Raw genomic sequence first — 13,850 nt, 5'->3', positions numbered from 1 at the left:
CCGGCCAGGGCGAACCGGACATGGGCCGGGGTGCGGCGCATTGTCGCGCAACCGACCGTTTACGCGACACCTTGACCTGTCGCCCTGTGGGCACTGCCCGGCAGTGCAGGCGTGCCCGTCGGCAAGGACACGAGCGACGGCGGGGAGGTGGGGGTATGACCCCCGAAGGGGGCAGGCTTCGACCGCCATGTCTTAGCAGCTCAGATTCTGCCACGGTTCCAGGGGTCGCCAGGGCGATGGCGAGGAGAAGCGCAAGAGGAAAGCCGCAGGCCAGAGCAACGGTGAGGCTCCAGCCGGCGGCGGAAGCCTGCACAAGAGTGGAGCCTTTCGAGGCTTGGCGTAAGTGTCTTCGCTCTGTGGCCGCGTAGCGGCCAACGGGAAGCGCCTTACCCCTTGCGGCTTCCCCCTGTGAGGGCGCGCCAGCGCCCCCACTGTGTAGCTTCCTGGTCTTCCAGATATCGGCCCCGTCGGGGCCGCACCGTTGAAGGCCTTTGCTCCGTGGCGGCGTAGCCGCCCCTCCCTGGTGACTCTTCCGCCGCTGCGACTTGCGCAGGTGGGGCGCTGCCGCGCCCCGGTATGCCCTTGCCGTTGGTCGAAGTGTCTTCACTCTGTCGGCCCCGGAGGGGGCCGCACTGGACCTACCCCAAATAGAGAAGAGAGGACGCGAACGTTTCCGCAGCTCAGCGCAGGTAGCGGCACACGTCAGACGTGCTCCGACTACACGCAGGGCGTGCGGTCCTGGTGAACGCGGCATGGAACGGGAGCGCCCTTGGCCTTCTGGAACAGGTGAGGCGGAAGCACCAGACACGCCGCCCCGGAGCGGGGCGAGACAAGGCGTAGATCCTTGGCTCGCCCTATCGCGTTGCGCGCGCTCTGGTCGGAGAGCCGGTTGCCGTTCTTGCCGAGTAGCGTCGCGAGGCGACCCGGCTCAAAGGCCGCGTGTCCCTGCCTGTCCGCCCATCCAATGGCGGCGAAGTGCACGCGATAGGCGAGCGGGTGACCGGGGTCCTGCGCCATGCGCCGGTACTCGTGCTGGGAGACGCCGCCCCACGGGCGGTCATAACCGAAGCTGATAGCCACCGAGCGTGGCTCCTTCCTGTGCAGCGCACACGGGTGCGCCAGTGACCCCCGCCGGACGGCGGGACATGAGCCTCCCTTTCTTCGCGGGGGTGGCCGTGCGGTGAGCACGGCGCTTCACAGGTGGTCGCCCAGGCTTGCGGCCCGGACTCGGTCTCGTGCGGTCGGGAGTGACGGCGGCGACCTGCCAGGCATCGTACAGGTGGGCGGAATGCGACCCTGAGCCGCCTGGAGGCACGAAGGACCCCCGGCCCAGGAAGAACCCGGACCGGGGGTTGCAAGGCCGCTCAGCGCCCGCCTGCGCTCACGCGGCGGTGTGCAGCGTGGACACGTAGCCGGAAGCCGCTTCGGGGAAGATCTCGCGCGTCTTGTCCCGCACCTTGACCAGGGTCACGGGGAGTTCCGTCGAGCCGAACACCTCGGTGACGGTGGCCCGCTCCGCTTCATCGCGCAGTGTCACCGGGTCCATCCAGTGCTCCGGCACGTTCCACCCCATCTCACCCCAGTCGGAGAGTTCCGCCCCGTCGACCCCGCCCGCTACGGCGAACTCCTTCAGGTTGCCGAAGTGCACGACCACGCCGCGCTTCACACCCGGCATCGGGTTTCGCCAGACGATGACCCGCACGTTCCGTTCGCTCAGGAACTCCCGTCGGTCCTGCGTCCCCATCGCCGTCCACTTGTCGGCCCACCTCCGGCCGGTCTGCTGGAACGTAACCGTGCGCGGACGGATAGGCCGGGACTCCAACTCGGCAATCTTCTTCGTGAGGTTCTCCAGCGTCCGCCAGTAGGACGACTCCTTCGCCGGGGTGTCGTACTTGCCCTCGGCGTAGTCGCTCTCCAGCCGGTTCAGGCGCTGGCGCTTCTGCTCCAGTTCCGGGGTGTGGTCCTCCCCCTCTTCGACCATCTTCACCATCTCGGGCGCGTGACCGATCGAGTCCATGAGCGCATCCGTGAAGACACCTTCGAGTTCGGATTCCTTGATCGTAGCCAGTGCTTCACAGCGGACGGACCGGTTCTTCGCGGAACACCGGTAGTCCTTGTACGTACGGGTCTCCCCGTTCTTCAGGGTCTTGGTCGTGTGGTGGCAGATCATTGCGGTACCGCATCCACCACAGATGGCAATACCCGTGAGCAAACAAGCGGTGTCTCTGCGCCTCACCTTCTTCAGTCGAGTGCGAGCGGTGAGCGCCTTCGTTGCAGACTCCCACTCCCCCAACTTCAGAATGGGAGTGTCGGCGATGACGCTCGGTTCGCCTTCTTCCGTCTCCCAGATCTCACCGTTGTGCGTCTGATAGCCGACACAGACGGGGTTCTGGATGACGCGGGCAACGGTGGCGGCCTTCCAGATGATCCCCTTCACCGGCTTCCCCTTGAGGAAGCGAAGGTGATCCGACCACGTCATGATGCCGCGCCGGTTGAAGTCGTCGGCTATGGCGTAGGTGGAATCCCCATTGCGCACCCGCCTGGCTATCTCTCGGAGCAGCTCCGCGTATACAGGGTCGGGGGTGAGGATTCGGTGTTCGTCGCCGGAGTCCACGGACCGGTACCCGAAAGGCTGAGGGCCTCCGGTGAAACGTCCCAGCTCCCGCAGGGTCTTGATTCCGTTGGTTACGTTCTTCTGGATCTTCCGGTGTTCTTCCTCCGCCAGGACGGAGAGCACTTTGGCGACCGCGCTACCACCGGCGGCCTGTGTGTTCAGGCTTCCGTCGACGGTAACGATGTGCTTGTTGTTGTCCTCGACCCAGTCGAGGAGTTCGGAGAAGTAGCGGACCTTCCGGGATATCCGGTCGATACGCGGGAACGCCAGCACATCCCATTCATCCATGCGCTCGGTTATCCACGGTCCGAGCTGCGGACGGGTGAAAGGGTTCGTCGTTCCGGAGGTGTTCGTGTCCAGTGCCCACCCGACAACGATGCGATTCTGGCCGGGCGTATCCGCCCAGTATTGGAGGTCGCGCTTCTGGGCGCTGACGGAAAGGGAGTTCTCGTCTTCTGTACGGGTGACCGACTGTCGGCCGCAGCCGACTACACGAATGTTCTCAGGCATTACTTGGATTCTAGCCCGTTCTATGCTTGCGACCTAGCGATCAAAATGCGGGAAAGAACACGGGGGTTAGCGTTTCCGAAACCCGTTCTTGGCAGGTCGCGCCATCAGGTTGAATAGGGGCATGACGACTGATGCAGCCATGCCCGACTGGGAGAAGCGGTTCCGAGCACCTCGCGTCTCGCTGCCCGACTGGGCAGAGGACGCCCCCGACCGCAGCCTGTTCGTGTCGAACGCGACCGGCACGTACGAGATCTACGCGTGGGACCGGAAGACCGGCGAACAGCGGCAGGTCACCAACCGGCCGGACGGGACCACGGACGGGGTCCTCTCACCTGACGGTGAGTGGATCTGGTGGTTCGATGACGGCCGTAGCTCCTCCGTTCCAGACTTGCCGTCCTACGGGGACGAGTTCGGGGTGTGGATGCGCCAGCCGTTCGCGGGCGGCGCGGACGAACCTGCGGTGCCCGGTCTGGGCGCGTCCTACCCGGCGGGGCTCGCCGTCGGCCGTGAGGGGACGCTGGTCGTGGGCCGCTCCACCGACGAGGACGGCTCGACGGTGCACCTGGTGCGGCCGGGGTCGGACGTCCCGGTGGAGATCTACCGGCACCGGGAGTCCGCCGGGGTCGGCGACCTGTCGTACGACGGCTCGCTGGTCGCGGTCGAGCACACCGAGCACGGGGACGCGATGCACTCCGCGCTGCGGGTGCTGCGCGCCTCGGACGCGGGCGTGGTCGCGGAGCTCGACGACACCAAGGGCGGGACGGAGGAGCTGGGGCTCTCGGTGCTCGGCTTCGCTCCGGTGGCCGGGGACACCCGGCTGCTCGTCGGGCACCAGCGGCGCGGTCGCTGGGAGCCGATGCTGTGGGACGTGGTGACGGGCGCCGAGACCGATCTCTCGCTCGACCTGCCGGGCGACGTGTCGGCCGAGTGGTGCCCGGACGGCACGGGGCTGCTGGTGGTGCACAGCTTCGAGGCCCGCAGCGAGCTGTGGCGGTACGAGATCGGCACGGGGGCCCTGGTCCGGGTGGAGACCCCGGCCGGTTCGGTGTCGGGAGCGACGGCCCGGCCGGACGGCAGCGTGGAGTACCTGTGGTCGTCGGCCGCCGAGCCGCCGGTGGTGCGTTCCACGGCCGGTGGTGTCGTCCTCGACCCGCCCGGTCCGAAGGCGCCGCCCTCGGTGCCGGTGGAGGACGTGTGGGTGGCGGGCCCGGGGGGCCGGGTGCACGCGCTGGTGCAGCGTCCGGCGGGCGAGGGCCCGTTCCCCACGGTCTTCGAGGTGCACGGCGGTCCGACCTGGCACGACAGCGACGCCTTCGCCTCGGGCCCGGCGGCCTGGGTGGACCACGGGTACGCGGTGGTGCGGGTCAACTACCGGGGCTCGACGGGATACGGCCGGGAGTGGACGGACGCGCTGAAGCACCGGGTGGGTCTGATCGAGCTGGAGGACATCGAGGCGGTCCGCGCGTGGGCGGTGGAGAGCGGGCTGGCCGATCCGGACCGGCTCGTCCTCTCGGGTGGTTCGTGGGGCGGCTATCTGACGCTCCTCGGCCTCGGCACCCGGCCGGACGCGTGGGCGGTCGGTCTCGCGGCGGTGCCGGTCGCGGACTACGTCACGGCGTACGAGGACGAGATGGAGGCCCTGAAGGCGCTGGACCGGACGCTGCTCGGCGGTTCGCCCGAGGAGGTGCCCGAGCGGTACGCGGCCTCGTCGCCGCTGACGTACGTGGACGCGGTGACGGCCCCGGTGCACATCTCGGCCGGCGTCAACGACCCGCGCTGCCCGATCCGTCAGATCGAGAACTACGTCGGCCGGCTGGCGGCCAGGGGCGCGGTGCACGAGGTGTACCGGTACGACGCGGGCCACGGCTCGCTCGTCGTGGAGGAACGGATCAAGCAGGTCGCCCTGGACCTCGCGTTCGCCGCGAAACACCTGGGGACCCGGGCGACGGAGGGCTGAGGGGACCTGCGTACCGTGGGGGGGTGTACCGGTTCCTGAGAACGCCCCGCTGGTGGGGGATCAACCTCTTCGTCCTGCTGGCGATCCCGTTCTGCGTGTTCATGGGGACCTGGCAGCTCGGCAAGTTCGAGGATCGTGTCGACTCCCACCGGGAGGCCGAGGAACGGCCCGCAGCGAGCGCGTCGGCGGCCCGGCCGCTGGACTCGCTGCTCCCGGTGGACAAGGAGACCTCGGGCCGGTCGGCCGAGGCGCGCGGCCGGTTCGGGGCGCAGTTCCTCGTCCCGGGGCGCGAGCTGGACGGCCGGACCGGTTCGTACGTCCTGACGCTGCTGCGGACGGACGACGGCCGGTCGCTGCCGGTGGTCCGGGGCTGGCTCCCCACCGGCGCGAAGGCACCCGTGGTGCCGTCCGGCGAGGTCAAGGTGGTGGGCGCGCTCCAGGCTTCGGAGAACCCGGGCACGAAGGGCGTCCACACGGCGGGCGGGCTGCCCGAGGGGCAGCTCGGCATGATCAGTGCGGCGGCCCTGGTGAACGTGGTCACCGACGACGTCTACGACGCCTGGGTCACGCTCACGGACTCCCCCGCCGGGCTCACCCCGGTCCCGGCGGCGGCCGCCGCGGGCACGGGTCTGGACGCGAAGGCCTTCCAGAACCTGGGCTACACCGCGGAGTGGTTCGTCTTCGCGGGCTTCGTCCTCTTCATGTGGTTCCGCCTGGTCCGCCGTGAGGCGGAGGCCTCCCGCGACGAGGCACTGGGACTGTAGCGGGCCCCTGCGGGGCTCTCGCTGCCCGGACCGGACCGCTGGTCCGGCCCCGATGGCCGTGGCCGTTCCGGCCGGTGACCTGAGTGGGCCGGGGTCCGGGCCGGTGTTCCGGTGGCTCCGCCGGGCCGGTGCCGTGGGCCGTGGGGCCGACGCCATGCGGCCGTGTCGGCCCCGGGGCCGGGCCCGGACGTTGAGCCGTCCGGGCCGTGTCACGCTCCGCCGTCCCCGGCCGTACGGCCGTGCCGGTGGCGGCGGGCGCGGGCGGTCACTGGGCGGTCAGGACGCCCGTGCGGTAGATCGTGCCCGCGCAGGCGCCCGGGATGGTGGCCGAGGCCGCCGGACCGCCCGGTTCCGCGACATGGCTGACCAGGACGCTGCCCTCGGCGGGGCCGTCCGCGCGGAGCAGTTGCGGGGCCATGCCCGCCTCCGCGCCGGAGCCGGAACCCGAGCCGGGCACGGTGACCGGGCCCGTACCGCCGCCTCCGGAGCCGTCGCCCTCGCTGGGCTCCGGGCTGCTGGTGGTGGGCGGGGGCGTCGTCGGCGGGGTGGTCGGCGGTTCGGCCGTCTGGGTCGGCGTGGGCGTCGGGGTGCCCCCGGTCGTCGGGCAGGTCTCGCTGGGCACCCAGACGAACTTCACCTCGTAGCTGCCGCTCGGCTTCAGGAGCAGTGAGGCGGACTCCTGCGAGGGGTCGGGCAGACCGGTCCCGTCCCCCGGACTGTGCCGGACGACCGAGATCCGGCCCGGGTCGGCCGCGCCCAGGGCCGCGAAGCCGACGGTCCCGCCGCCGTCGACGACACAGTCGCGGCCGGAGACGTTGGTGATGCGGAAGGTGCCCTGCACCTTGCCCTGTCCGTCGGGTCCGCCCGCTCCCGCCGAGCTGACGCCGAGCTGGTCGGCCCCGCAGCGGGGCGCGGAGCCCGAACCGCTGCCCTGGGACTCCCGGGGGCCGCCGCCGGACGCGCCGGTGCCGGGCCGCCTCGGGTCGCCCTCGGAGCCCTCGTCCGCGCCGGGCCGGGGCGAGGAACCGTCCCGGGGGGGACGGGAGCTCCCGCCGACGACGCCGGTCTCGGTGCCGGTGCCGCCCTGGGCCTCCTCGCCGTGGCCCGCGTTCACCGGCCGGGCGGCGGAGACGCCGCCGGAGGAGGCGACGTGCATGAAGGCGGGAACGGCGGTGCCGATGAGGACGGCCGCGGCGGCGGCGCCGACGACGGCCTGCCGCTTGCGGGCGCGCCGGGCGGGCACGGCGCGGCGCAGCTGGTCCAGCGAGCCCTGGGCGGGCTCCAGACCGGACACGGCGCCCTGGAACAGCCGCCGCAGCGCGAGTTCGTCGTCCCCGGCGCCCTCGCCGGGCTCGTCGGGCTCGTTGTTCACCATGGGCTGTCCGCTCAGCTCGTCATGTTCTTCTCGTTCTTCCCGGGCTTCCCCGGCTTCCCGGGCTTCCCCGGCTTCTCGGGCGTCGTCGTCACGGCCCTCCCCGGCGCCGCCGGTCGCGCCGTCCTCGCCGGGTGCCGCGCTCACGAGGTCGCTCCCATCGCGACACGCAGCGCCGCGATGCCCCGCGAACCGTAGGCCTTCACCGAGCCCAGTGATATCCCGAGCGCCTCGGCGACCTGGGCCTCGGTCATGTCGGAGAAGTAGCGCAGGGCGAGCACCTCGCGCTGGCGCCGCTGGAGTCCGCGCATGGCCTTGATGAGGTCCTCGCGCTCCAGCTGGTCGTACGCCCCCTCCTCCGCGCTGGCCATGTCCGGCATCGGCTTGGACAGCAGCTTGAGACCCAGGATGCGGCGGCGCAGTGCGGACCGGGAGAGGTTCACCACGGTCTGGCGCAGATAGGCGAGGGTCTTCTCGGGCTCGCGGACCCGCTTGCGGGCCGAGTGCACGCGGATGAACGCCTCCTGGACGACGTCCTCGCAGGAAGCGATGTCGTCGAGGAGCAGCGCGGCGAGGCCGAGCAGCGAGCGGTAGTGGGCGCGGTAGGTCTCGGTCAGGTGGTCGACGGTGGTCCCGGCGACCGAGGAGCCCTCGGCGCTGGTCCGGGGCGAGGGGATGCCGTCCACGGAGCTCGTGCGCGATCCGATCGGCATGGGGGCGATCACCGGCATCCCGCCGGGCGAGCGGGTCCGCCGGAAGGCGCCGGAGGCGCGCACGGGGGCGCCGGTGGAACCGCGTGCGGGAACGACCGCCGAGGCGCGTGCGGGTGCGACGGCGGGGCTCCGCAGGGGGAGCAGCGCCGTGCCCGCGCCGCGCGGGGCGGCGATGATCGCGATGTCGAGTACCTCAGCCACGCATGTTGGACACGCTTCCCCCCGGCAAGGTTGTACGCGTGCGGCGCCCTTTTCACCGGCGTGCCGTTCATCCCCATGTGTAAACGTTCTCCCCCGGTACCCCGCCTCCACGGCGTGCCCCGCGTCACACCGTCGTGGGCGCACGCAGAGACGTCCCCCGTTCGACCACTGGTTGCAGTAAGGGGGAAGAGCATCCTCGAACACGGCATCGCCGCAGTTCAAGAGGTATATGGCGCCTATTTGCTCACAGGTCGTTCACAGATCCTACAAAGCTGTGACAACCGATTCCGCGATCTGGAGGGCGTTCAGGGCGGCGCCCTTGCGCAGGTTGTCGGCGCAGACGAAGAAGTCCAGGGCCCGCTCGTCGTCCAGGGAGCGCCGGACCCGGCCGACCCAGGCGGGGTCGGTGCCCGCGACGTCGGCGGGGGTGGGGAAGTCGCCCCGGGCGGGGTCGTCGTAGAGGACGACGCCGGGGGAGGTCGCCAGGACCTCGTGGGCGCGGCCGACCGGCACGGGCCGCTCGAAGCGGGCGTGCACGGTGACGGAGTGCCCGGTGAGGACGGGGACGCGCAGACAGGTCGCGGCGATCCGCAGGGCGGGCAGGCCGAGGACCCGGCGGGTCTCGTCCCGTACGCGCTCCTCCTCGGAGGAGGAGCCGTCGGCGCCCGGCGTGCCGGACCAGGGCAGTACGTTGAGCGCGAGGGGCCCGGGGAAGGGACCGGTGGACTCGCCGACGGCCCGGCGCACATCGCCGGGGTGGGTGCCCAGGTCCTCGGCGCCCGCCACCAGGCCGAGCTGGGCGCGGAGCGCCTCGACGCCCGCCCGCCCGGCGCCGCTGGCGGCCTGCTGGGCGGTGACGACCAGTTCGGTGAGCCCGAACTCGGCGTGCAGGGCGCCGACGGCGACGATCAGCGCGAGGGTGGTGCAGCCGGGGCTGGCGACGATGCCCCGGGGGCGTACGAGCGCCGCGGGGGCGTTGGTCTCGGGGACGACGAGGGGCACCTCGGGGTCCGCGCGGAAGGCGGCGGAGGTGTCGACGACGACGGCGCCCTTGAGCGCGGCGACGGGCGCCCAGCGGGCGGCCACCGGCTCCGGCACCAGGAAGAGCGCCACGTCGACGCCTTCCAGGGCCGTCTCGTCGAGTGCGAGGACCTCGCACTCCTCCCCGCGCACGGAGGCCTTGAGGCCCGCCGAGCGCGGGGAGGCGAGGAGACGTATCTCGCCCCAGACGTCCGCGTGGTGCGTGAGCAGCTGGAGCATCACCGAGCCGACGGCTCCGGTCGCACCGACGACCGCGAGCGTCGGCTTCGGCGTCATCGGCCGGTGCCTCCGTAGACGACGGCCTCGTCCGCGTTGTCCAGGCCGAAGGCCGTGTGGACGGCGCGGACCGCCTCGTTGACGTCGTCGGCGCGGGTGACGACCGAGATGCGGATCTCGGATGTCGAGATGAGCTCGATGTTGACGCCCGCGTCGGAGAGCGCGCGGAAGAAGTCCGCGGTGACGCCCGGGTTGGTCTTCATACCCGCGCCGACCAGGGAGATCTTGCCGATCTGGTCGTCGTAGCGGAGCGAGTCGAAGCCGATCGCGCTCTTCGCCTTCTCCAGTGCGTCGATGGCCTTGCGGCCCTCGGCCTTGGGGAGGGTGAAGGAGATGTCCGTGAGGCCGGTGGAGGCCGCGGACACGTTCTGCACGATCATGTCGATGTTGATCTCGGCGTCCGCGACGGCCCGGAAGATGGCCGCGGCCTCGCCCGGCTTGTCCGGCACGCCGACGACCGTGATCTTCGCCTCGGAGGTGTCGTGGGCGACACCCGAGATGATGGCCTGCTCCACCTTCTGGGCTCCTTGCGGTTCGTTGCTGACCCATGTGCCCTGCAGCCCCGAGAACGAGGAGCGGACGTGGATCGGGATGTTGTAGCGGCGCGCGTACTCGACGCAGCGGTGCAGCAGCACCTTGGAGCCGGAGGCGGCGAGTTCCAGCATGTCCTCGAAGGAGATCCAGTCGATCTTCTTCGCCTTCTTGACCACGCGCGGGTCGGCCGTGAACACGCCGTCGACGTCCGTGTAGATCTCGCAGACCTCGGCGTCGAGCGCGGCGGCCAGCGCCACGGCGGTGGTGTCGGAACCGCCGCGGCCCAGCGTGGTGATGTCCTTCTTGTCCTGGGACACGCCCTGGAAACCGGCGACGATGGCGATGTTGCCCTCGTCGAGCGCGGTGCGGATACGGCCCGGCGTGACATCGATGATGCGCGCCTTGTTGTGGACCGAGTCGGTGATGACACCGGCCTGGCTGCCGGTGAACGACTGGGCCTCGTGGCCCAGGTTCTTGATCGCCATGGCCAGCAGGGCCATGGAGATCCGCTCCCCGGCGGTCAGCAGCATGTCGAATTCACGACCGGCAGGGATCGGGGATACCTGCTCGGCGAGATCGATCAACTCGTCCGTCGTGTCGCCCATCGCGGAAACCACGACGACCACCTGGTGGCCGTTCTTCTTGGCGTCCACGATCCGCTTGGCGACGCGCTTGATGCCCTCGGCATCGGCAACGGAGGAGCCTCCGTACTTCTGCACGACAAGGCCCACGTGCGCTCCTCGCTCAGTGTGTGCCGCAGCCGGCGCTGCGATCGGCTCAGTCTAACGAGCGGCCCGCGAACACCCATGGCATATCGGATGGTGAGACGCGCCGCTCGCGGAGTGATCACCCCGGGTCCCCGCCGGACGATTCACCCGGGTACGGGGACCTCGCGGGCACCCGGGAGCACGGGTGTCTCGCGGCGGGCGCTCCCCCGCTCAGGCGTCGCTCATGGACCCGCCCGGATTCGGCTCCCGAGGGGCTGGGCGGGGCACGGGCGGGCGGGCACTGCTCAGCCCCCGAGGGGCCACGCCCCCGGCGGACGGCACCCGATCCCTCCAGGGGCACGCCCCGGCAGACGACCTCGCCCCCAGGGGGACGGCCCCGGCGGTCGGCGCTCAGCCCTTGAGGGTGCGCAGGCCCAGCGGTGCGCCGATCTCCTCGGCCATCACGCGGCCCGCCTCCTCGGCGAGTTCGTCCTCCGTCAGGTCCTCGTCGGTGTCGAGGCCGTCCAGGGCCGCGAGCGGCTGGTCGAGGCGGACGTGGGCGACGAGGGACTGGAGGGCGCGGAGGGTGGCGGAGGCGGTGGGGCCCCAGTTGGAGAAGTAGGAGAACTGCCACCACCACAGGGCCTCGCTGGTGCGGCCCGCGCGGTAGTGGGCGAGGCCGTGCCGGAGATCGGTGACGATGTCGGCGAGGCTGTCGGAGATCCGGGCCGGGACGGGCGCCTTGCGGGGCTCGTACGGGTCGAAGACCTCGGAGTAGACGTCCACCGGCTCCAGGAGCAGGGCGAACCGCTCGCGCAGGGCGTCGGCGTCCGGCTCCGGGCCCGTGTCGGTCTCGTAGCGCTCGTCGGGGACGATGTCCTCGTGCGCGCCGAGCCTGCCGCCCGTCAGGAGCAGCTGCGAGACCTCCAGGAGCAGGAAGGGCACCGCGCTGTCGGGTTCGTCGCCCTTGGCCACCTCGGTGGTCGCCACGATGAAGCTCTCGATCGAGTCGGCGATCTGGACCGCGAAGTCGTCGGGGTTCTGCGTGAGGGAGTGCAGCGTGGGGTCAGACATCGAGGAGCCTCTCTGGGAGCGCGCCGGCCCTGTCGTCATACATCTAGCAGCCTCCGCCCCTCGAAGGCACGGCCGAGGGTCACCTCGTCGGCGTACTCCAGGTCGCCGCCGACCGGCAGACCACTGGCGAGCCGGGTCACCCGAAGGCCCATGGGCTTGATCATCCGCGCCAGGTACGTCGCGGTGGCCTCGCCCTCCAGGTTGGGGTCGGTGGCCAGGATCAGCTCGGTGACCGAGCCGTCGGCGAGCCGTGCGAGCAGCTCGCGGATGCGCAGGTCGTCGGGTCCGACGCCCTCGATCGGGCTGATCGCGCCGCCGAGGACGTGGTAGCGCCCCCGGAACTCGCGGGTCCGCTCGATCGCGACGACGTCCTTGGGCTCCTCGACCACACAGATGACGGTCAGGTCGCGGCGCGGGTCGCGGCAGATGTTGCACCGCTCCTGCTGGGCCACGTTGCCGCAGACCTCGCAGAACCTGACCTTCTCCTTGACCTCCAGGAGGGCGTGCGCGAGGCGCCGGACGTCCGTGGGCTCGGCCTGGAGGACGTGGAAGGCGATCCGCTGCGCGCTCTTGGGACCGACGCCGGGCAGCCTGCCCAGTTCGTCGATGAGGTCCTGCACCACGCCTTCGTACACGGAACGCCCTTCCGGGGGAGTGCTTGTTTCTTACGGTAGTGGCTGGAAGCGGGCCGCATAAGCCCATGACCGGCCGGGACCGGGAAGGGTCCGGCCGGAACCGGGCGAGGTCAGAAGCCCAGGCCCGGCATACCGCCCATGCCCTGCGCCAGCGGGCCGAGCTTGGCCTGCTGGAGCTGCTGCGCGTTGTCGTTGGCGGCCTGCACGGCGGCCACGACCAGGTCGGCCAGCGTCTCGGTGTCCTCCGGGTCGACCGCCTTGGGGTCGATGACCAGGGCGCGCAGTTCGCCGGAACCGGTCACGGTCGCCCTGACCAGGCCGCCGCCCGCCTGCCCCTCGACCTCGGTCGCCGCCAGTTCCTGCTGGGCGCGGGCGAGGTCCTGCTGCATCTTCTGGGCCTGCTGGAGAAGCTGCTGCATATTGGGCTGGCCACCACCGGGAATCACGGTCACTCCTGAGGTTCGGTACGTCCGTATGTCGGTACGCCCGAGCCTACGTGGTCCCCGCCCGGCCCGCCTCCACCACTCTTTCGGGTGAGAAACCATGGACTCCCCTACCTGATCAACCCCCTCTTCAGGGCGGAGATCCCGGGAATCGGGGCCCGCCGCCCACCATTCGGCGGTAGGAAGGGCAGGCACCATGTGCACCGCACGTCACAGAAGGATCACGAGCGCTGAGCTGAACAGAGGAGTCGCCCGGTGAGCCAGCAGCCGGAGACGCCACCACCGGGCCCCCCCGGAGGAGACGTCCACCGCGATCTGACCGGTACGCCGTTCCCGCTGGGGGACTGGGGCGAACCCGCCGAACGGCTCGACGAGCTGTACCGCTGGGTGGAGGCCCAGGCCCTGCGCGCCGCCGAGTGGTACCTCTCCGACCGGGTCTGGAAGCGTCGCTTCGCCCGTGTCCTGCGGCTGGGCACGGCCCTCGGTGTGATCGCGGGCGCGGCGCTGCCGCTGCTCGATCTGACCGGGGTGGCGCGGGGTACGGCGGGCTGGGGCTATCTGTCGCTGCTGATGGGCGCCGCGTGCATGGCGTGCGACCGGTACTTCGGGCTGACGTCCGGCTGGATGCGGGACGTGGCGACGGCGCAGGCGGTGCAGCGGCGGCTCCAGGCGCTCCAGTTCGACTGGGCGACGGAGAGCGTCCGGGAGGTGCTGGGGCCCACGGAGGGCACCGCGAGCGAGGCGGCCGAGCGCTGTCTCGGGGTGCTGCGGCGCTTCTCGGAGGACGTGACGGAGCTGGTACGGGCGGAGACCGCGGACTGGATGGTCGAGTTCCGTTCGGGTCCGGCGCCGCTGGCGCTCCAGTCGGTGGGCGTGGCGCCCGCCCGGCCGGAGAGCATCCATCCGCCGGGCCGTTTCCCGCTGCCGCCGATGACCCGGCCGAACATGCCGCGCCAGCGGCCCCCGGAGACCCGCTAGCCGGGTCCCGGGGCCGCGCGCGGGAAGGGTC

General features: G+C 71.2%; 12 protein-coding genes. 3 read left to right on the top strand and 9 right to left on the bottom strand.

Features of this window, described 5'->3' with window-relative positions; genetic code table 11:
* Nucleotides 1–717: 717 nt before the first annotated feature.
* The gene (locus ACIO92_RS11960; RefSeq protein ID WP_402279951.1) at nt 718–1,080 is read right to left on the bottom strand and encodes a hypothetical protein; all 363 of its coding nucleotides are present in this window, start codon (nt 1,078–1,080) and stop codon (nt 718–720) included.
* 301 nt (nt 1,081–1,381) lie between these two features.
* On the bottom strand, nt 1,382–3,124 hold the full coding sequence (locus ACIO92_RS11955; protein ID WP_402279953.1) for a recombinase family protein: 1,743 nt from the start codon (nt 3,122–3,124) through the stop codon (nt 1,382–1,384).
* Between the two features lie 121 nt (nt 3,125–3,245).
* Between ACIO92_RS11955 and ACIO92_RS11950 the strand changes: the two genes are divergently transcribed.
* Nucleotides 3,246–5,081, top strand: a complete 1,836-nt coding sequence (locus ACIO92_RS11950; protein WP_402279955.1) for a prolyl oligopeptidase family serine peptidase — start codon at nt 3,246–3,248, stop codon at nt 5,079–5,081.
* Nucleotides 5,082–5,104: 23 nt separating this feature from the next.
* Nucleotides 5,105–5,845, top strand: coding sequence for an SURF1 family protein (locus tag ACIO92_RS11945; RefSeq protein WP_366441979.1), 741 nt, complete (start codon nt 5,105–5,107; stop codon nt 5,843–5,845).
* 265 nt (nt 5,846–6,110) lie between these two features.
* Here ACIO92_RS11945 and ACIO92_RS11940 read toward each other — a convergent pair whose 3' ends face one another.
* The 7 genes from ACIO92_RS11940 to ACIO92_RS11910 form a co-directional block, all read right to left on the bottom strand.
* Nucleotides 6,111–7,364: a hypothetical protein gene (locus tag ACIO92_RS11940; protein ID WP_402279957.1), complete on the bottom strand. Its 1,254-nt coding sequence runs from the start codon at nt 7,362–7,364 to the stop codon at nt 6,111–6,113.
* Nucleotides 7,361–8,131: a SigE family RNA polymerase sigma factor gene (locus tag ACIO92_RS11935; RefSeq protein ID WP_401235110.1), complete on the bottom strand. Its 771-nt coding sequence runs from the start codon at nt 8,129–8,131 to the stop codon at nt 7,361–7,363. Before ACIO92_RS11935 ends, ACIO92_RS11940 begins: the two co-directional genes overlap by 4 nt.
* A 264-nt stretch (nt 8,132–8,395) precedes the next feature.
* Nucleotides 8,396–9,448, bottom strand: coding sequence for an aspartate-semialdehyde dehydrogenase (locus ACIO92_RS11930; protein WP_366441977.1), 1,053 nt, complete (start codon nt 9,446–9,448; stop codon nt 8,396–8,398).
* A complete protein-coding gene (locus ACIO92_RS11925; RefSeq protein ID WP_351786034.1) occupies nt 9,445–10,713 on the bottom strand; it encodes an aspartate kinase in 1,269 nt (422 codons plus the stop codon). The genes ACIO92_RS11930 and ACIO92_RS11925 overlap by 4 nt, the downstream gene beginning before the upstream one ends.
* A 387-nt stretch (nt 10,714–11,100) precedes the next feature.
* Nucleotides 11,101–11,763, bottom strand: a complete 663-nt coding sequence (locus ACIO92_RS11920) for a DUF5063 domain-containing protein (protein ID WP_366441976.1) — start codon at nt 11,761–11,763, stop codon at nt 11,101–11,103.
* Between the two features lie 35 nt (nt 11,764–11,798).
* Nucleotides 11,799–12,398: a recombination mediator RecR gene (gene recR / locus ACIO92_RS11915; RefSeq protein WP_351786039.1), complete on the bottom strand. Its 600-nt coding sequence runs from the start codon at nt 12,396–12,398 to the stop codon at nt 11,799–11,801.
* A 110-nt stretch (nt 12,399–12,508) separates the two neighbouring features.
* The gene (locus tag ACIO92_RS11910) at nt 12,509–12,844 is read right to left on the bottom strand and encodes a YbaB/EbfC family nucleoid-associated protein (protein ID WP_351786077.1); all 336 of its coding nucleotides are present in this window, start codon (nt 12,842–12,844) and stop codon (nt 12,509–12,511) included.
* 252 nt (nt 12,845–13,096) lie between these two features.
* On the opposite strand from ACIO92_RS11910, the gene ACIO92_RS11905 reads away from it, so the two are divergent.
* A complete protein-coding gene (locus tag ACIO92_RS11905) occupies nt 13,097–13,819 on the top strand; it encodes an SLATT domain-containing protein (protein WP_366441975.1) in 723 nt (240 codons plus the stop codon).
* The last annotated feature ends 31 nt before the right edge of the window (nt 13,820–13,850 follow it).

Origin of the sequence: Streptomyces sp. NPDC087215, from assembly GCF_044744885.1 — a bacterium.
Lineage (GTDB): Bacteria > Actinomycetota > Actinomycetes > Streptomycetales > Streptomycetaceae > Streptomyces.
Note: the sequence above shows the minus strand (reverse complement) of the source record. Positions and strands in the feature narration are given on the sequence as shown.